The organism is Streptomyces rubrogriseus (assembly GCF_027947575.1).
Lineage (GTDB): Bacteria > Actinomycetota > Actinomycetes > Streptomycetales > Streptomycetaceae > Streptomyces > Streptomyces rubrogriseus.
The window spans coordinates 1,174,584-1,191,767 of record NZ_CP116256.1; the positions used below are offsets into that span (position 1 = coordinate 1,174,584).

A 17,184-nucleotide genomic window follows, 5' to 3' on the forward strand; every position below is an offset into this window, starting at 1 on the left:
GGCGATGTCAGCCCTCGCCGTTGGAGGACAGGATCGAGACGTCCTCCAGGAGGTGGGCCAGCGCACCGTCGCGCTTGGCCTGCGTCGAGTTCTCGGCGCACTGCTGGTTCATGTCGTCGCCCAGGACGTTCAGGTCCTGGATCGGCACGAGACCGATGACACTGACCGGGATGTCGCTGACCGCGATGCACGGCTTGTTGAACGAGCCCTGGATGAGCGCCATCTGCGGGCTCATGTTGCCCGTGGTCATCGAGTTGCCGAAGTACTGCGAGGCGCCGTTCCCGTTGGCCGAGACGGGCCCGCTGTCGTCGCCGATCGCCATCGCCTGCGGGGCCGCGGCAGCGGAGGCACCCATGACGGAGGCGGCGATCGCCGCGTAGGCAACTACCTTCTTGATCACTGGCCAGTCCTTTCTGAGGAAACCCCGTCCACCGGAGCTCACTGGTCAACTCCGTGAGTCCGGTCGGGTTTCTCCCGTTCACTCCGTCGGCGGACAACGGGAAATGTGTACGGGTCCGCGTTTCCTCCCGGGATTCCGGGGATTTTTGCGGCGTTTTTGAGATCCCGTGCGGGCCAACCGGGTGAACGCCCGCAACCAATCATCGCGCACCGGGTTGATGAGGCCGTAGGACAGTGCGTCGCTACGACGAAAGGAACGCGAAGTGCTCAAGAAGGCAATGGTCGCCGCGGCGGCTGCCGCTTCTGTGATCGGCATGTCGGCTGCCGCCGCTCCCCAGGCCCTGGCCATCGGGGACGACAACGGGCCGGCCGTGGCCAACGGCAACGGCGCCGAGTCGGCGTTCGGCAACTCGGCCACCAAGGGCGACATGAGCCCCCAGCTGTCGCTGGTCGAGGGCACGCTCAACAAGCCGTGCCTCGGTGTCGAGGACGTCAACGTCGCCGTCATCAACCTCGTGCCGATCCAGGACATCAACGTCCTGGCGGACGACCTGAACCAGCAGTGCGCGGACAACTCCACGCAGGCCAAGCGGGACGGCGCCCTGTCGCACGTCCTGGAGGACCTGTCGGTGCTGTCGGCGAACGGCGAGGGCCGCTGAGCCCAGCCCAGCCCGGTACGGGCGGCCCGCTGACTTCCGCGTGGGCCGCCCGGCCGTGAACGGGACGGGATTTCGCCGGGGAGCGGAACGACGTCGTCGCTCTCCTGGGGGAACGGCCGGACCGGATCGTGAGGCATCCGAGTGAATTTCGGGGTGTCCCACGTTCGTCAGTTTCCCCGGCCGTCAATTCCTCGTTTGCAGGCTGCAGGTCATGGTGCGAGCCGTCAATGCTGTGCTCGCGCGGTTTCGGCCGTCATTCAGGCATGACCGCAGAGAAGGGAAAGTTCATGAAGAAGAGCGCTGCTGTCGTCGCGGGCGCGATCATGGCCCTCGGCATGGCCGCCCCGGCCTTCGCCGACGCCGGCGCCGAGGGTGCCGCCGTAGGCTCCCCGGGCGTCCTGTCCGGCAACGTCATCCAGGTTCCCGTGCACGTTCCCGTCAACGTGTGCGGCAACAGCATCAACGTCGTTGGTCTGCTGAACCCGGCGTTCGGCAACGAGTGCGAGAACGACTGACGTCGTTCCGCACCGACCGGCTGCGTCACGGCCGGCCTTGGCCAACTCGTTTGGTTCGGGGCCGGCTTTTCCCCTTTCTGCAGCCCGTCCCCCCGGAGCGTTCTCCGGTCATCTCTCATCTCTCATCTCTCCAAGCAGGAAGACAACCAGAGTGCGACAGACCCTGAGCAGGGGGATGGTCGCGGCTGCCGCCGCGACGGGCATCCTTTCCCTGTGCGGCAGCCCCGCCCTTGCCGACTCGCATGCGGACGGGGCCGCCACGAACTCGCCGGGCGCCGTGTCCGGCAACGCCCTCCAGGTCCCCGTCGACGTGCCCGTGAACGCCTGCGGCAACACCGTCGACGTGATCGCCGCCCTGAACCCGGCCTTCGGCAACGAGTGCGAGAACACCTCGGACGAGAAGACCGACGGCAACGGCGGCGGATACGGCGAGGACGCCTCGTCCTCGTCCTCGTCCTCGTCCTCGTCCTCGACTTCGGCCTCGTCGTCCGGTGCCCACGCGGACGGCGCGACCGAGGGCTCGCCCGGCGTCGGTTCCGGCAACAACGCGCAGGTCCCGGTCGACGTGCCGGTCAACCTCTGCGGCAACACCGTCGACGTGATCGCCGCGCTGAACCCGGTCTTCGGCAACAAGTGCGAGAACGACGCGGAGGAGCCCCCCGGCTACGGCGAGGAGGAGCCGCCGCCCCCCACCACGCCGCCCGGCTACGGCGAGGAGGAGCCCCCGCCGCCCACCCACGAGGAGCCGCCGCCGCCCTCGGGCGAGGAGGAGCCCCCGCCGCCGTCCGAGGAGGAGCACACCCCGCCGGCTCCCCAGACGGAGCAGCCGCCCGCCCTGGCCGAGACCGGCAGCGAGGGCACGCTGGGCGCCGCGGCCGCCGGTGCCGTGCTGATCGCGGGCGGAGCGATCCTGTACCGCAGGGGCCGCGCCCTCACCGGCCGCTGACCCCACCCGCCACCCCGACGCCCCCGGCCGACCCGCAAGGGCCACCGGGGGCGTCGTCGTCTCCCCGGTGCGCGCGGCTCAGCGGCTGCGCGCCCGGTCCTCGTCCGGACGGTCGGCGTGGTCCGCCGGTGGGGCGGAGGCCTGGCGTACGACGCGGGCGCCGGACGGGACCGAGGCGCCCGGCCGGGGGCCGCTCCGGTGCGCGCGGTCCCGCAGCCGGGCGCTCACGTGGCGGCCCCACAGGGCCCACAGCGCCCGGCCCGGCGCCCGGTCGTCCCGGGCGTGCCAGGCCAGCTCGCGCCCCCCGTACCCCGCGCGGGCCGGACGCAGCGCGCTCAGCGGCGCGTAGTTCTCCACCACGAAGAGCCGCCCCGGCCGCGGCGCCCCCTGCGGCAGCGGGCGGTGGGTCAGGTCCAGGTGCAGGGCCCGTACGACGTCCAGTCCGGCGGTGTCGGCGAAGAGCCGGAACTGGGCGCCGGGGCGCGGATTGAAGTCGAGCAGGTGGTAGCGGCCCGTCGTGCCGCAGCGACGGAAGTCGAGGTCGAAGACGCCCCGGTAGCCCAGCTCCGCGGTGACCCGCTCGGCGAGCGCCTGCACCTGCGGGTTCGGCGTCCAGCGGCCCACCGCCGTCAGACCGGCGCCGCGCGGCCTGGCCCGCGTCTTGCGGCCGGGGCCGCCCGCCCGGACCGTGCCGAAGCGGTCGGCGTACCCGTGGAAGAACCAGTCCCGGTCGGGTCCCGGCGGCAGGAACGCCTGGAGCAGCAGCCGGCTGCCCGCCTCCTCGGCCCGCAGGTACAGCTCCCCGGCCTCCCGCGCCGAGCGCACCAGCACCGTGCTGCGCAGCCCGCCGCCCGGGGGCACCAGCCAGGGGCGGCTCCACTTCGCCACCACCGGCAGTCCCAGCCGCCACGCCGCCCGCGCCGCCTCCGCCGCGCCGTCCGGCACCAGGGTCTCGGGGTGCGGGACGTCCAGGGCCGCGCACACACCGGCCAGTTCGGCCTTGTCGGCCACGCGCGCGGGCAGCTCGCCCGGCTGGTCGGGCAGCAGATACGAGGGGGCCAGCTCCGTCCGCGCCCGGCCCACCGCCACGGCACACGCGTCGTCCATCGGAATCAGCACGGCGGGCCGCGCGATCCGCGCGGCTACCCGGCGCAGCGCCGCGGCGATCTCGGCGGGCGGCGCGCCGGGCGGCGGCGGGGTGTGCAGCCCGCTCAGGTAACGGGAGGCGCGGACCGGGCTGTCCGCGCAGTCGGCGACCACGTGCACGTCCACCCCCGCGCGGCCGAGCGAGCGCACGGCACCCAGCGTTCCGTGGTGAAAGGGATTCCGGTCGATCCGCAGCAGAACGGCGGGGACACGGGTGTCGAACAGCGACACGGGAGACTTCCTTCGGTTTCGGGCTCGTTCGAGCGGCTGCCGATTTGGTTCACCGGTGCGGGCGATCGGCGCACTCGAAAGCCGTAACAGCGGTGGCGTGACGGCATTTCATATGACTGGGTGTCAATAACGGGGAGCGATCCACGGCGACAGGCCGGAGAGAACAAAGGAGGCCGGTATGGCCGCACGGCAGTCACGGACCCGGTCCGGGCGGCGTCCGGCGCGCGCCGCGGCGGCGGTGATCGCGGCGGCGGCGTTCCTGGCCGCGGGCCCCGGTGCCGCCGCCGGCGAACCGGCCGCGCCCGAACCCGGGCCCGGCCCGAAGCCCACCCCCGCCTTCGGCGCGTACCTGGACTACGGCCCGCGCGGCGTGGCCCGGATGGCCGCGCTGAGCCACTGGCTGGGCGGCGCCGAACTGCGCGTCGGCCACACCTACCTGCCCGGCGACCGCTGGAGCAACATCGAGGGCGCCCCCGGCTTCCTCGACGTGTGGGCCGACTGGCGCACCCGCAAGGCCGACCGGATGCTCGTCCTCAACGTGCCCATGATGGAGCGCAACGAGGCGCACGTCGACGACGACGAGGTGCGCGACCTGCTGCGCCAGGGCGCCGCCGGACGCTTCGACCACCACTTCCGCGCCCTGGCCGAACGCCTGGTCGCCCTCAAGGTGCCGGACACGGTCCTGGTGCTCGGCTGGGAGATGAACGGCACCACCTACACCCACCGCTGCGGGCCGGACCCCGAGGCGTGGAAGACGTACTGGAACCGGATCGTCACCACCATGCGCGCGGTGCCCGGGCAGAAGTTCCGGTTCGACTTCGCGCCGAGCCGGGGCCGGGACGCCGTGCCCTGGACGCAGTGCTATCCCGGCGACGCCACCGTCGACATCATCGGCATGGACTCCTACGACCAGCCGCGCGGCATGTCCTTCGACGAACAGGTGACGGAGCCGTACGGGCTCCAGGCGCACGTGGACTTCGCGAAGGCGCACGGCAAGCCCGTCTCCTACCCGGAATGGGGACTGTTCCGCAACGGCGACAACGCCGCCTACATGCGGCGCATGCTCGCCTGGATGGACGAGCACAAGCCCGTGTACAACACGGTCACCGACTACTGCCCGCACGGTGTGTGGCAGTGCGACGACAATCCCCGCTCCACGGCCGTCTACCGGTCCGTGCTCTTCGGCCGCAGCGACGAGCCCGAGCCGACGGCCCCGACACCCCCGGAGCCCACCACACCCACCCCGCCCACGACTCCCACCGCGCCGCCCGTGCCCCCGGTGTCGTCCACCGTGCCCGAGCCCCCGGCCGGCTGCTCGCCGCTGGAGCTGGGCGACTGGGTCGAGTACTGGCTCGGCGGGAAGCTGTGCATGCGCCTGGACTGGTACGCGCGGGACAAGTAGCGGCGTGCGCAGGGTGCCGCGGTGGCGGCCGGACCGGTCAGGTGCCGCCACCGTCGCGCTCCCTCCGCTCCGCCCGCCGCCGCAGCAGCTCCTTGCCCCGCCGTCGGGCGGCGGCGTCGGCCAGCGCCGCCGCCAGCAGCGGGGCCGTGCGGCGGCGGGCCAGCAGCAGCCGCTGGTTCGGTACCGGTTCCGGACGCCAGTGGTGCTTGTACGGCTCGTTGCCGCGCAGCAGGCTGAGCGCGCCGCGCCCCGGGGCACGGGCGTACCCGGCGCACGTGTCCAGCAGCATCACCGCCACGTCCGCCTTCCGCTCCCGCAGCCGGGGATGCGCGCCGTACAGATAGCCCCCGGCCAGCCGGTGGGCCAGCAGCGTCACGTCCACGGCCACCACCTCGTCGGCCATCCGGAACTCGGTGACCACCGCGTCCCCGGACCGCACCATCGGCCCCACCGCCCGCACCAGGTGCTCACGGAAGCGGGTCCGCAGGTGCTCGCCGGTCACCTTCCGCCCCCGCCACTGCAACCGGTGCAGGTCGAGGAGCCGGCGCAGCGCCGCCTCCGTCTCGTCGGGCAGCACGGGACGGCCCTTGACGCCGAGCGCGTCCAGGCGGCGCAGCTGGGCGCGGACCCGCTGCCTGGCCTTGGCCGAGGGCAGCCGGGCGACCAGCTCGTCCATGGGCAGGGCGGGCAGTTCCAGGCAGAGCGAGTCCGCGAGCCGGTGCCGTGGCCCGTGCCAGTGTGCGTAGAGCCGTTCGGCGGCGGCGCCCGGCCGTACCTCGCGCAGGTCGACCAGCGCGGTGCGGGCCACCGCAGCGAGGCCCGCGGCGAGCGCGGCCACCGCGTCCGGGCCGCGCTCGTCGTCCAGCAGGACGTCCCCGTAGTCCGAGATCGCCCCGCCCAGCGGCACCAGCGCCGGGACCGGGCGCCGTACGAGCGTCAGCGGTGCCGCGCCGACCAGTTCGCCGCCCTCGCGGGCCAGCACCAGTCGCAGCCGCCCGGCCGCACCGTACGAACGCCACCAGGAGTGCAGCCAGGCGTGGCTCTGGAACGGGGTCGCGGCGGCGCACCGGCCGTACAGCCGCCGCCACTGCGGGGCCAGCTCGGCGAAGGCGCCCTCGTCGGTGACCAGTTCGACGCTGTGACCGGGCGGCAGCGTGCCCGGGTGCGGCGGCCTGCGGTACGTCACAGCTGTCCGCGGACGTCGGCCGCCGGTGCCGGTCCGGGTACGGGCGCCGCCGCGCGGCCGGCCTCCCGTGCGGCGCGGCGCGGCCGGACCAGCAGGGCCAGCCCGCCGAGGAGTCCGCCCGCGCTCGCGCCCACCAGGCCCGTCACGGCGGTGGACGCCGAAGACGGTTCGGTGGGCTCGGTGGCCCGGGCGAACTGCCGCAGTTCCACGTGGGTGTCGGCGGCGGAGTCCGCCGCGTGCCGGGTCAGGGCGCGGGCGACGGCGTTGGCCATGTCGGCGGCCTGCTCCGGGTCGGCGGAGGTGGCCGTCACCGAGACCATCGGCGCGTCCGGCGAGGTCGCGGTGCGCACGCTCCGCTCCAGGGTCGCCACCGGCACGTGGGCCCACATCTGCGCGTCCCCGAGCACCGCGAGCTGTGTGGCCACCCGGCCGTAGGCCTGCGCGAAGCCCAGCGCGGACGCCGGGTCGGACTGGTCGGCGGGGACGGCGACGACGTAACCGGTCGCCGTGTACTGCGGGGTGGTGAGCAGGCCGTACCCGGCGCCGAGCAGCCCGCCGGCGAGGACGCCGGCCGCGAGCGGGGACCACGGCGGCAGGGAGCGCAGGCGGCGCGGGACCCGGCGCAGGGCGGCCCGGACGCGGTGCCGCCGTGCGGGGGGCGGGGGCTCTTCTTCCGTCGCGGGCGCGGCCGGGGAGTGGGTGAGGGGCACGGTCATGCGGGGGTGACTCCCTGGGATGCCGGGGACGGTGACGGAGGCGGGGGCGGAGGCAGCGGTCGGGTGAGGGCGGTCGCGTACACGTCCATCAGCCGGGCCGCGCTGCGGGTGACGCAGTAGTGGCGGGCCGCCTCGGGCACGGTGCGCATGCCGGGGACCGGGCCGTGCGACGCGCGGGTCTCGGCCAGGGCGCGCGCGAACTCCGAGGCACCACCGGCGACCCGCCGTGCCGTGGGCGCCGCCTCGGGGGGCAGGTCCTCGATCGCCGGGCAGGAGGCGTACAGCACCGGCAGCCCCGACGCGAGCCCCTCCACGACGGCCAGGCCGAAGGCCTCCTCCGGCGACGGCGACGCGAGGACGTCCATCGCGGCGGCGAGGGCGGGCAGGTCGGGGCCGGGGGAGCCGTCGGGGAGGCAGGGGCGTTCGCCGGTGAGCAGGACACGGTCGGCGACCCCGGCCTCGCGGGCGGTGCGGCGCAGCAGGTGCTCCTGGGGGCCGCCGCCGACCAGCAGCAGCCAGCAGTCGGGCGGCAGCAGGGCCAGGGCGCGGACCAGGACGTCGAAGCGTTTGGCCGCCGTCAGCCGGCCGACGCCGCCGACGACGTACGCGCCCTCGGGCAGGCCGAGGCGGCGCCGGGTGCGCAGCCGGCGGACCGGGTCGAAGCGGAAGCGGGCCAGGTCGATGCCGTTGGGCACCACCTCGATGCGGGGCGCGGGCACGCCCCAGCGGCGCAGCCGGTCGGCGACGGTGGGGGAGACGGCGACCGTGGCGCTGCCCAGGCGCTCCCCGGCCAGGTACAGGGCGCGGACGCCCGGGGTGAGCGGGCGGCCCTCCATCTGGGAGTCGCCCAGGGAGTGTTCGGTGGCGACGACCGCGCGCACCCCGGCCATCCGGGCGGCGATCCGGCCGTAGAGGCAGGCGCGGTAGAGGTGGGTGTGCACCAGGTCGTAGCCGCCGGTGCGGATCAGGCGGGCCAGGCGGGGCAGCGCGGCCAGGTCGCGGTTGCCGGTCATGCCGAGGTGGACGACGTGCACGCCGTCGGCCAGCAGCCCGTCGGCGACCGGGCCGGGGTTGGTGAGCGTCACGACGTCGCAGGCGAGGGGCAGGTGACGCAGGAGCAGCCGCAGCTGCTGCTCGGCGCCGCCGACGCCGAGTCCCGTGATGATGTGCAGGGCCTTCACGTCCGCCACCTCACACCCCCGCCGCGGCCCGGCGGCGCAGGCGGTGCAGCCGGGTCTTCAGCAACAGCCGTACGGGTGTGTCGTTCTGGCCCACGTGCACGCGCGGCAGGGCGTACGGGCCGGTCAGCGGGCCGGGGTCGATGGCGCAGGCGTAGGCGTAACCGGCGGCGCGCACGGCGTCGGCGGCGCGGGCGTCGACCGTGCCGTACGGATAGCAGAAGCCGGTGACCGGGGCGCCGACCAGCTCCGCGAGCAGTGCTCTGCTCCCGGCGGTCTCGGCGCCCAGCACGGCGTCGTCCGCCGTGGTGAGGTCGACGTGGGTGAGGCCGTGCGAGCCGATCTCGACGCCCTCGGCGGCGGCCCGCCGGATGCCGTCGGCGGTCAGCAGCGGTTTGCGCGGGCCCAGCGGGTCCCAGGAGTTGACGCCGCCGAGCCGCCCCGGCAGCACGAAGAGGGTCGCCCCGCAGCCGTGGCGCCGCAGGCACGGCAGCGCGTGCTCGACGAAGTCGGCGTACCCGTCGTCGAAGGTCAGCCCCACCAGGTCCCGGCCGCCGCCCCGGGCGCGGGCGGCCAGCAGCTCGCCGACCGGCACGCCGCGCAGCCCGCGCCGCCGCAGCCAGCCCAGCTGCGCGTCCAGCCGGTCGGGCGTGACCGTGATGCGGTACGGGTCGTCCGAGCGGTCGCCGACGGAGTGGTACATCGCCACCCAGGGGACGGGGCCGGGTCGGGCGTCAGCGGTCGGTGTCGCGGAAGGGGAACCGGAAGCGGAAACGGCCATGAGGGAGCCTTCGGGTAGGGAGCCTTCGTGTGACGGGGCGGAGGAGACGGACAGTCGACCTAGCGGACGTAGCGGACGTAGCGGATGTAGCGAACTTAGCGGACGTGGCGACGGAGCCCGGGCCCCGGACGCCGAGGGCCAGGCAGAGGACGACGAAGACACCGCCGACGGTGGCGGCGCCGACGGCCGGCGGGAGGGCGGTCCGCGAAACGGCGGCACCGGCGTCGGCGACCCGGTCCGCGGCCAGCGCGCCCGCGCCGGTGGCCACGGCCGCCGCCAGCAGGGGCTAGGCCCAGTTCGCCCAGGACCCGCCGGACCCGCACCGGCACGCTGCGCGGGCCCATCCCGGCGAGCAGCAGGGCGGCGGTGACGGTGATGCCGGCGGCGTTGGCGGCGGCGATGCCGGTCACGCCCCACGGGCCGACCGCGGCGGCACCGACGACGGCGGTGACGGTGACACCGACCCCCATCGCGCCGAACGGGTACCACGAGGCGCGGCCCGCGGAGAAGTACGACCGGGCCAGCGCGCCCACCACGGTCTGGCCGAGCAGCCCGAGGGCGTACACACGCATGACGCCCGCGGTCGCCGCCGTGTCCGCCGCCGTGAACGCACCGCGCTGGAAAAGCAGTTGGACGATCTGCGGCGCGCAGGCCACGACGACGGCCGCGCCGAGGAGCACCACGGCGGCCGCCAGCGCCACGTCCCGCTCGACCCGGTCGCGGGCCCGTTCCGTGTCGCCGTCGGCCAGCGCGCGGGCGACCACCGGGAAGGTGACCGTGCACAGCATCAGCGACAGCGTCATGGGGATCTGGGCGACCTTCTGCGCGTAGTTCAGGTGCGAGATGGCTCCGGAGGGGAGCCCGGAGGCGAGGAAGCGCTCGATGAGCACCTGGGACTGGCGGCACAGGGCGAACAGCAGGACGGTGGCGAACAGGGCGAGGGCGAGGGGACGCGCGTCGTCCCCGGTGCCCGGCGGGCGCCCGCCGCCGCCCCGGCGGCGCAGCTGCCCGAGCAGCGACGGCAGTTGCGCCGCCACCATCAGGACGCCGCCCACCGCGACCCCGACCGCCGCCGAGCGCACCCCCCAGCGCCCGCCCAGCACGAACATCGCCGTGATGATGCCGGTGTTGTAGGCGACGTAGATCGCCGCCGGTGCCAGGAAACGGCGGTGCGCCCGCAGCGCGGCGCTGCAGTACCCGGCGAGCCCGAAGCTGACGACGCAGGTGGCGGTGAGCCGGGTGCAGTCCACCGCGAGGGCCTGGTCGGGCAACCCCGGTGCCAAGGCCCTGACCAGCACCGGAGCGGCCGCGGCGACCAGTGCGCCGACGGCGGCGAAGGCCAGGGCCAGCCGGGGCAGCGTCGAGGCGACCAGCGCGCGGACCTGGTCGCCCGGGGCGCCCCGGGCGCGGCGGGCCAGCGCCAGGCTGAACATCGGGACCAGGGCGAAGGCCAGCCCGTCCTCGATCAGCAGCGTCGCCGCGAACTCCGGCACCGTCCACGCCACCAGGAAGGCGTCCGTCTCGCCGCCGGCCCCGAACAACCGGGCCAGCGCCTGGTCCCGGACCAGCCCGAGCACCGACCCGGCCACCGAGAGCACGGCCGTCACGAGGGCGGCGCGGGCGAGGAATCCCCCTGAGGACCGCCCCTCCTCGACGGCGGCCGCGGTGTCGGGGGCGGCCGTCCGCGTGCCCGTCGAGGACACGGCGGTCCGGGCGACCGCCGTGCGTGTATCGGTCCGGACGCCGACGAGCGATGCGTGGTCCACGGTGGCCGCTGTGGGGGCCGCGGCCGCCGCGCCCCCGCTGCTCGCCCCCGGCGCGGCGGCGCGGGCCGGTGGGACGGCGTCCTCGGCCGTACCGTCCGCACCGCCCGCCCCCGTCGCCCCGCGTGCCGTCACCGCTCCGCCACCTCCCGGGTACGGATGCCCAGCGCCCACCAGGCCGCCAGCCCGAGGCAGACCGCCGTCAGCACGGTCGACGGCCCGCCGATGTCGGCGTACGCGAAGTCGGTCAGCTGCCACACCAGCAGCCCGCAGGCGACGAACGCGCAGTCCGGCACCGCTCCGTGTGCCCGGCGGGCGGCGCGCAGCCGGCGCAGGCCCAGCACGAGCAGCGCCAGCCAGCTCCCGGCGAGCGCCAGCAGCCCGATCAGTCCCTGCTCGGCCAGCACCAGCAGGTACATGTTGTGCGGGGAGAGCAGCGGCTGCCTGCGGTACCCGGCACCCGCGCCGTCCGTCTCGCTGCCCGAGGACAGCGCCAGCGAGGCGTGCGCGTCACGGTGTTCGGGAAAGCCCTTCAGCCCCACGCCGGTCAGCGGCCGCTCCCGCCACATGCCGGCCGCCGCCGCCCACATCGTGTACCGGTCGGTCACCGACTGGTCGGGGGCGTCCGCGACCTGCGTGATGGAGCCGACCCGTTCCTGGAGCATCGCCGTACCGACCCCGAAGCCGCCCACCAGCACCACCGCCGCCGCGACCGCGGCCGCCCCCACCGCCAGCGCCCTGCGCACCCCGGCGAGGAGCAGCTGCACCGCGCAGGTCACCGCCGTCGCGATCCACGCCCCGCGACTGAACGACAGGGCGAGCGGCAGCAGCAGGACGAGCGCGCACCCGGCGGCGAACAGCCGCTGCCGCGCCGGCGTCCGGCCCAGCGCCAGCCCCACCGCGCAGACCAGCCCCAGGGAGACCACGGTCGCCATCCCCATCACGTCCTGCGGCCCGAAGGTGCCCACCGCCCGGATCCGCTCGCCCTGGTAGGACGCACCGGTCCCGGTCGCGTACTGGTGCACCCCGAGCGCCCCCTGCCACAGGGCCAGCCCCACCATCGACCAGGTGAGCAGCCGCACGTCGGCCCGGTCGCGGACGAGCAGCAGGACGGCGGCCGGGACCAGGACGAAGACCTGGAGGTAGCGGCCGAGGCCCGCGAGGCCGGCCCCCGGCGACACGGCGCCGGCCGCGGCGGCCGCGAGGCCGAGCACGGGCAGCCCGAGCACCACGGCCGCCGTACGGGACAGGGGCGCCGCCGGTCCCGTACCAGCCGCAGCGCGCAGTACAGCACCGCCAGCGCGGAGACCGCGTCGGCCGGGTGCGCGCCAGCCCCGCCGTCCGGGGAGAGCGGCAGCGCGAGCAGCGCGACGACCGCGACCACGGCCAGCACGGGCGGCAGCCGCCGTACGCGCACCGTCGGCGGGAGGGGCAGGGCGTGGGCCACCTGGGTCAGCTCCCCGTGGGACGCACGAGCGCGGCGGCCGTGCGCAGCAGGATGCAGACGTCCCGCCACAGCGACCAGTCGTCGATGTAGGCGTTGTCGAAGCGGGCCCGGTCCTCGATGGAGGTGTCGCCGCGCAGCCCGTTGATCTGGGCCAGGCCCGTGATCCCGGCCGGCACCCGGTGGCGGGCCGCGTAGCCGGGGTGGGTCTGGCTGAACCGGGCCACGAAGTACGGGCGTTCGGGACGCGGGCCGACCAGGCTCATGTCGCCCCGGAAGACGTTCCACAGCTGGAGCAGCTCGTCCAGCGAGGTGCGCCGCAGGAAGCGGCAGAACCACGGCATCCGGCGTTCGTCCGCCACGCTCCACCGGGTCGCCGCCTCGTGCTCGTCGGCCGGGCGGTGGGTGCGGAACTTCAGCAGCGTGAAGGGCCTGCCGCCCTCCCCGACCCGCTCCTGCCGGAACAGCACCCCGGGACCGCCCACCACCCGCAGCGCCGCCGCGCAGGCCAGCAGCAGGGGGCTCAGCAGCAGCAACAGCACCCCCGACACCGTCACGTCGAGGATCCGCTTGCCCGCGCTGCCGGGGCGCCGTGCCGCCGGTTCCAGGCGCCGGCAGGGGAACCCGGCGATCCGGTCCCCGGCCGGGCGGGCCGGGGCGTCGGCGTGTTCGGGGGCCTCGGCGTCCAGCTCCCACACCGCGCACCCCGACTCGGCCAGCGTCCGCAGCAGCGCCGCCTGCCGGGGCCGTGCGGAGTGGTTCACCGGGGAGCCGGCGACCAGGACGTCCCGGACGCCGTTCTGGACGGCCGCCCGCCGCACCTCCTCGTCCGTGGACAGCACCGGCAGGCCCGTGGTGCCGCCGGGGCCGCCGGTGACGATCCCGACCGGGCGCAGCCCGCAGCGCGGGTGGCGCAGCAGCGCCGAGGCCACCCGCTGCGCGGTCGCGGCGGGACCGACGACCAGGGCGGCGCGAGGGCGGTTCAGGAGCGCCGCACGGTGTCTGCGGTGTACCGCGCCCCGGCCGGCGCAGCCCGTCACCGCGTGCAGCAGGAAACCGGCGCACAGGGTGCGCGCGGACAGCGCGTGCGCGGGGGCGTACGCCGCGAGGAGCGCCGCGAGCACCAGCCACACCACCGCGATCCGGCCGCACAGGGCGGGCAGGTCGTCCAGCGCGCCGGGGATCCGCCGGGACGAACGCGGGCGCAGCAGGAGCGAGGCGGCGACCAGCAGGGCCGTGAGCAGCGGTTGGTGCGGGGTGCCGGCGAGGACCAGCGAGCCCGGCAGGGCCGCCGTGCCGTCCGCGACGAGCAGCGGCAGCGGGAAGTCCTGCCGGGGTGCGGGCCGCCGGTCGGGCAGCCGCGGGCCCGCGGTGCCGTCGCGCGGCGGCAGCACCGAGACGGAGGAGGAGCCGAGGTCGCGCGACTGGCCGGCGGGGGAGGGGACGGTGCTTTCCGCGCTCACGGGTAGGTGGACTCCCTGCACTCGATGGGCACGACGGCCGGCCGCCGCACGGCCGCGGGCCTGTCGCCGATGTCGCCGATGTCCCCGAAGCGGTCCCCGGCGCCTTCGCCGGCGCTGTCGCCGGTGCCGTCGGCGGTGTGCGCCGCGGGCGGGGGACGTACGCCATCCGGGAGGTCGCCGTACAAGAGATCGCCGTACAGGGCCGCCACCGCCGCAGCCGTGTGCCGTACGTCGTGCGCGGACCGCACGTGCGCCCGCCCCCGGCGGCCGAGCGACGCCCGAAGCGGCGCGTCGAGCAGCAGCGCGGCGGCGGCGTCGGCCAGCGCCGCCGGGTCCTCGGGCGGCACCACACAGTGCGGTACGAGAGCGGGCGGCAGGCCCTCGCGGGCACCGTCCACGTCGGTCACCACCACGGGCCGCCCGCAGGCCATCGCCTCCAGCGGGGCCAGTGCCATGCCCTCCCAACGCGACGGCAGGACGACCAGGTCGGCGGCCCGGTACCAGGGGGCCGCGTCGGCGACGGTCCCCGTGAACAGCACGGACGCCGGGGCCCGCGCGGTCAGCCGGGCGCGGTCCGGGCCGTCGCCCACGAGGACCAGCCGGGCGCCCGGCACCCGCGCGAGCACGGACTCCCAGGCGCTCAGCAGGACATCCTGGCCCTTCTGCCGGCACAGTCGGCCCACGCAGACCACCAGCGGCGCGTGGGAGCCGACGCCGTGGAGCCGCCGCACACCGGCCGCGTCGGCGGGTGCGTCGGCGGGGCCTCGCCGGGGGCGTCGGCGGACGGGCCGGCGAGGTCGATGCCGTTCGGGATCACCGTCCAGGGCCCGCGCAGCCCGGCCCGTGTCCCCCGCAGCCGTTCCGCCTCGCTCACGCACACCGTTCGCGCCGTCCAGCGCGCCGCCCACCGCTCCCAGCCGAGCGCGAGGAGCCCGGCGGCCCCGCCGACCGCCTCGAACGACCAGGCGTGCGGCTGGAACACGGTCGGGATCCGGCCCCGTACGGCGAGCCGCCCGGCCAGACCGGCCTTGGCGCTGTGCGCGTGCACCAGGTCGGGCCGTACGTCCTCGACCACGCGCACGAGCCGCCGTACCTCCTCCGCCAGCGCCGGGCCGGGCGAGCGGGTCGACGGCCAGTGCCGCACATCGGCGCCGAGCGCACGCAGCCGGTCGGCGAGGCCCCCGGCAGGGCAGGCGACCACGACGCGCAGTCCGGCGGCGAGCTGAGCCCGCGTCAGGTCCGCCACCACCCGGGCGACCCCGCCGTCCACCGGTTGGGTGAGGTGCAGAACCCGTGGCCGTAAGCCGGTCGGTGGCAGGTGCATGCGCGTTTCCTCGCCATACGGGTGCGTCGAACGGGATGCGTCGAACGGTGCGTCGAACGGGTGCGTCGAATGGTGTGGGACTCTAGCTGCTATCCGTACTAATACGGCGAAATCGGGTAAGTGTGTTGGATTTGTGAACGCCGGTAATTCGCCAGATCACCCCTTTGGCGGCACAACTCGCGCCCGTGCCACGCGTTGACACTGCGCCGGGCAGCCGCCCGGATGTGTGTACAACCCCAAGGAGCACTTCTCCATGTCGCGTATCGCGAAGGGCCTGGCCCTGACCTCCGTCGCCGCCGCCGCGGTGGCGGGCACCGCCGGTGTCGCCGCCGCCGACAGCGGCGCGCAGGCCGCCGCCGCCCACTCCCCGGGCGTCCTGTCCGGCAACGTGGTGCAGGTCCCGGTCCACATCCCGGTCAACGTCTGTGGCAACACCATCGACATCATCGGCCTGCTGAACCCGGCGTTCGGCAACGAGTGCGAGAACGACTGACGTCGGCTCACCACTTGCCGCACCGGCCGTCCGTACCGCGGTTCCTCCGCGAGCGGGCGGCCGGTTCGCGTTGCCGGGCGGACGGCGGTGTGCTGCCCCGAATGGGGGGACCGGGCCGCGACACGGCGCACGGACCTTGACAGGGCGTCTCACCAGGTAAGACGCGGCCCCTGAGCAGGGCGGGCGGGCGCCCCGGGCCGCCGCCTGCGTTGCAGAGCGCCGAGGGCGCTTCCACGGTGGGCACAACATCCGACGCACCACCGAAAGGAACCCCCATGCGTCTGCCCGCACGGCGAATCGCCACCTCCGCTCTCTGCGCCGGCCTGCTGATCGGTATCTCCGGTCCGGCGGTGATGGCGGCCGACGGCGACTCGGTCCGGGAACGCACCCACGCGGCGTCCCGCGCGCCCCTCCCCGACGCCGAGGAACTGCAGAGCCAGGTCGGCAGCCTGGCCGGTCTGGGCGACCTGCTCACGCCCGTCACCGACATGCTCGGCGCCATCCTCGAGGCCGACGACGGCCGGCTCTCCGCCACGGACGCCGACAAGCTCTCCGCCGCCGTCAAGGACGCCCTCGCCAAGGCGGACGCGGCGGACACGGACGCCGACGACGCGGCGACCACCCCGGAAACGACCACGCCCGGCACGACCACCCCCGGCACGACCACCCCGGCCCAGCCGTCGGCCGTGACCGCGCCGGAGGCCGGGAGCGACACCCCGGTCACGCTCCCCGCGCCCGTGACGGCGCAGAGCGACGACGGCACGGCGGCGGCGTCCGACCTGACGGCGTCCGCGAACGCCGCGCTGCAGAAGCAGATCGACGCCCTGGTCAAGGCCACCACCTCCGGTACCGCCGAGCAGGTGACCCCGGCCGTCAAGGAACTGATGACCGGCATCGTCAACGTCGTCGCCGCCACCATGGTCGGCAACGGGCTGCCCGCCGCGGACCTGGCCGGCCTGCCCGGCGTACCGACCGCGCCGGAGGCCACGACGCCGGAGGCGGCCGCTCCGGAGGCCGCCGCACCGGCGGACCCCTCCTGACGCCCGCTCACGGCGTCCCGGGCCGTCGCGCCTCCCCCTTTCGGAGGTGCGGCGGCCCTTTCCGTGCCCGGAGATCTCATATGTCTTCCGGACGGCGGAGTTTCCGGGCCCGGCGCAGGTCGTTAAGGAGGGCGTCAGCACACCCTCCGGTGACACGGGTCGCCGAAGAAAGGAACATGATGAAGTCCCTCAAGGCCGCCGCAGTCGTCGCCGGTTCCCTGGTCGCCGCCGGCTCCGCCGTGCCCGCGTTCGCCTACGACGCCGCCGACACCGCCGCGCTCACGCCCACCAGCCTCAACGGCGCCGTGAACGCGCTGACCGCGGAGCCCATCGACGTCATGCCGATCAAGCACCAGTCGGAAGGGCGGTCCGACGCGCTGGACACCGAGAACAAGGACTCCGTGCTGCACACCGTGAAGGGCGCCACCACGAAGCTGAACTCCGCGAACGGCCTGCTGGGCGGCCTTCCGCTGGGCGGCTGAGCCACCCCGCTCCCGC

14 protein-coding genes and 2 pseudogenes are annotated in these 17,184 nt (G+C 75.3%); 7 read left to right on the forward strand and 9 right to left on the reverse strand.

Features of this window, described 5'->3' with window-relative positions; translation table 11 throughout:
• Window positions 1-7 precede the first annotated feature (7 nt).
• Window positions 8-400: a rodlin RdlB gene (rdlB, locus tag Sru02f_RS05150; protein ID WP_164271876.1), complete on the reverse strand. Its 393-nt coding sequence runs from the start codon at window positions 398-400 to the stop codon at window positions 8-10.
• 262 nt (window positions 401-662) lie between these two features.
• On the opposite strand from rdlB, the gene rdlA reads away from it, so the two are divergent.
• From rdlA to chpA, 3 genes are all read left to right on the forward strand, one after another.
• Window positions 663-1,058 (forward strand): rodlin RdlA, encoded by a 396-nt coding sequence (gene rdlA, locus Sru02f_RS05155; RefSeq protein ID WP_003976082.1) that lies wholly within the window; start codon window positions 663-665, stop codon window positions 1,056-1,058.
• Between the two features lie 287 nt (window positions 1,059-1,345).
• Window positions 1,346-1,573: a chaplin ChpD gene (gene chpD / locus Sru02f_RS05160; protein ID WP_064727947.1), complete on the forward strand. Its 228-nt coding sequence runs from the start codon at window positions 1,346-1,348 to the stop codon at window positions 1,571-1,573.
• Window positions 1,574-1,724: 151 nt separating this feature from the next.
• On the forward strand, window positions 1,725-2,519 hold the full coding sequence (gene chpA, locus Sru02f_RS05165; RefSeq protein WP_280524902.1) for an LAXTG-anchored chaplin ChpA: 795 nt from the start codon (window positions 1,725-1,727) through the stop codon (window positions 2,517-2,519).
• Between the two features lie 78 nt (window positions 2,520-2,597).
• On the opposite strand, the gene Sru02f_RS05170 is transcribed toward chpA, so the two are convergent.
• On the reverse strand, window positions 2,598-3,896 hold the full coding sequence (locus tag Sru02f_RS05170) for a carboxylate--amine ligase (protein WP_109032847.1): 1,299 nt from the start codon (window positions 3,894-3,896) through the stop codon (window positions 2,598-2,600).
• 178 nt (window positions 3,897-4,074) lie between these two features.
• On the opposite strand from Sru02f_RS05170, the gene Sru02f_RS05175 reads away from it, so the two are divergent.
• On the forward strand, window positions 4,075-5,298 hold the full coding sequence (locus Sru02f_RS05175; protein WP_109032848.1) for a glycoside hydrolase family 26 protein: 1,224 nt from the start codon (window positions 4,075-4,077) through the stop codon (window positions 5,296-5,298).
• Between the two features lie 37 nt (window positions 5,299-5,335).
• Here the strand turns inward: Sru02f_RS05175 and Sru02f_RS05180 are convergent, their stop codons facing one another.
• From Sru02f_RS05180 to Sru02f_RS05215, 7 genes and pseudogenes are all read right to left on the reverse strand, one after another.
• A complete protein-coding gene (locus tag Sru02f_RS05180; RefSeq protein WP_109032849.1) occupies window positions 5,336-6,484 on the reverse strand; it encodes a GNAT family N-acetyltransferase in 1,149 nt (382 codons plus the stop codon).
• On the reverse strand, window positions 6,481-7,200 hold the full coding sequence (locus Sru02f_RS05185; RefSeq protein WP_109032850.1) for a YveK family protein: 720 nt from the start codon (window positions 7,198-7,200) through the stop codon (window positions 6,481-6,483). The genes Sru02f_RS05180 and Sru02f_RS05185 overlap by 4 nt, the downstream gene beginning before the upstream one ends.
• Window positions 7,197-8,381 (reverse strand): glycosyltransferase, encoded by a 1,185-nt coding sequence (locus tag Sru02f_RS05190; protein ID WP_109033088.1) that lies wholly within the window; start codon window positions 8,379-8,381, stop codon window positions 7,197-7,199. Before Sru02f_RS05190 ends, Sru02f_RS05185 begins: the two co-directional genes overlap by 4 nt.
• 10 nt (window positions 8,382-8,391) lie before the next feature.
• Window positions 8,392-9,081, reverse strand: coding sequence for a polysaccharide deacetylase family protein (locus tag Sru02f_RS05195; protein WP_109032851.1), 690 nt, complete (start codon window positions 9,079-9,081; stop codon window positions 8,392-8,394).
• A gap of 31 nt (window positions 9,082-9,112) precedes the next feature.
• Window positions 9,113-12,312, reverse strand: a pseudogene (locus Sru02f_RS38105) (lipid II flippase MurJ); the annotation flags it as partial.
• 62 nt (window positions 12,313-12,374) lie between these two features.
• Entirely contained in the window at window positions 12,375-13,829 is a 1,455-nt protein-coding gene (locus tag Sru02f_RS05210) for an exopolysaccharide biosynthesis polyprenyl glycosylphosphotransferase (RefSeq protein WP_109032853.1), read from the reverse strand.
• Window positions 13,826-15,153: pseudogene (locus Sru02f_RS05215) on the reverse strand (glycosyltransferase). Before Sru02f_RS05215 ends, Sru02f_RS05210 begins: the two are co-directional and overlap by 4 nt.
• 253 nt (window positions 15,154-15,406) lie before the next feature.
• Between Sru02f_RS05215 and chpG the strand changes: the two are divergent.
• The 3 genes from chpG to Sru02f_RS05230 all read left to right on the forward strand — a co-directional run bounded on the left by chpG (window position 15,407) and on the right by Sru02f_RS05230 (window position 17,168).
• Window positions 15,407-15,646 carry a chaplin ChpG gene (gene chpG, locus Sru02f_RS05220; protein WP_030179666.1) on the forward strand — a complete coding sequence of 80 codons (240 nt, stop codon included), beginning with the start codon at window positions 15,407-15,409 and terminating at the stop codon, window positions 15,644-15,646.
• A gap of 275 nt (window positions 15,647-15,921) precedes the next feature.
• The gene (locus tag Sru02f_RS05225) at window positions 15,922-16,686 is read left to right on the forward strand and encodes a hypothetical protein (RefSeq protein ID WP_109032855.1); all 765 of its coding nucleotides are present in this window, start codon (window positions 15,922-15,924) and stop codon (window positions 16,684-16,686) included.
• 179 nt (window positions 16,687-16,865) lie between these two features.
• Complete coding sequence (locus Sru02f_RS05230; RefSeq protein WP_109032856.1) at window positions 16,866-17,168, forward strand: hypothetical protein; 303 nt, start codon at window positions 16,866-16,868, stop codon at window positions 17,166-17,168.
• Window positions 17,169-17,184 lie beyond the last annotated feature (16 nt).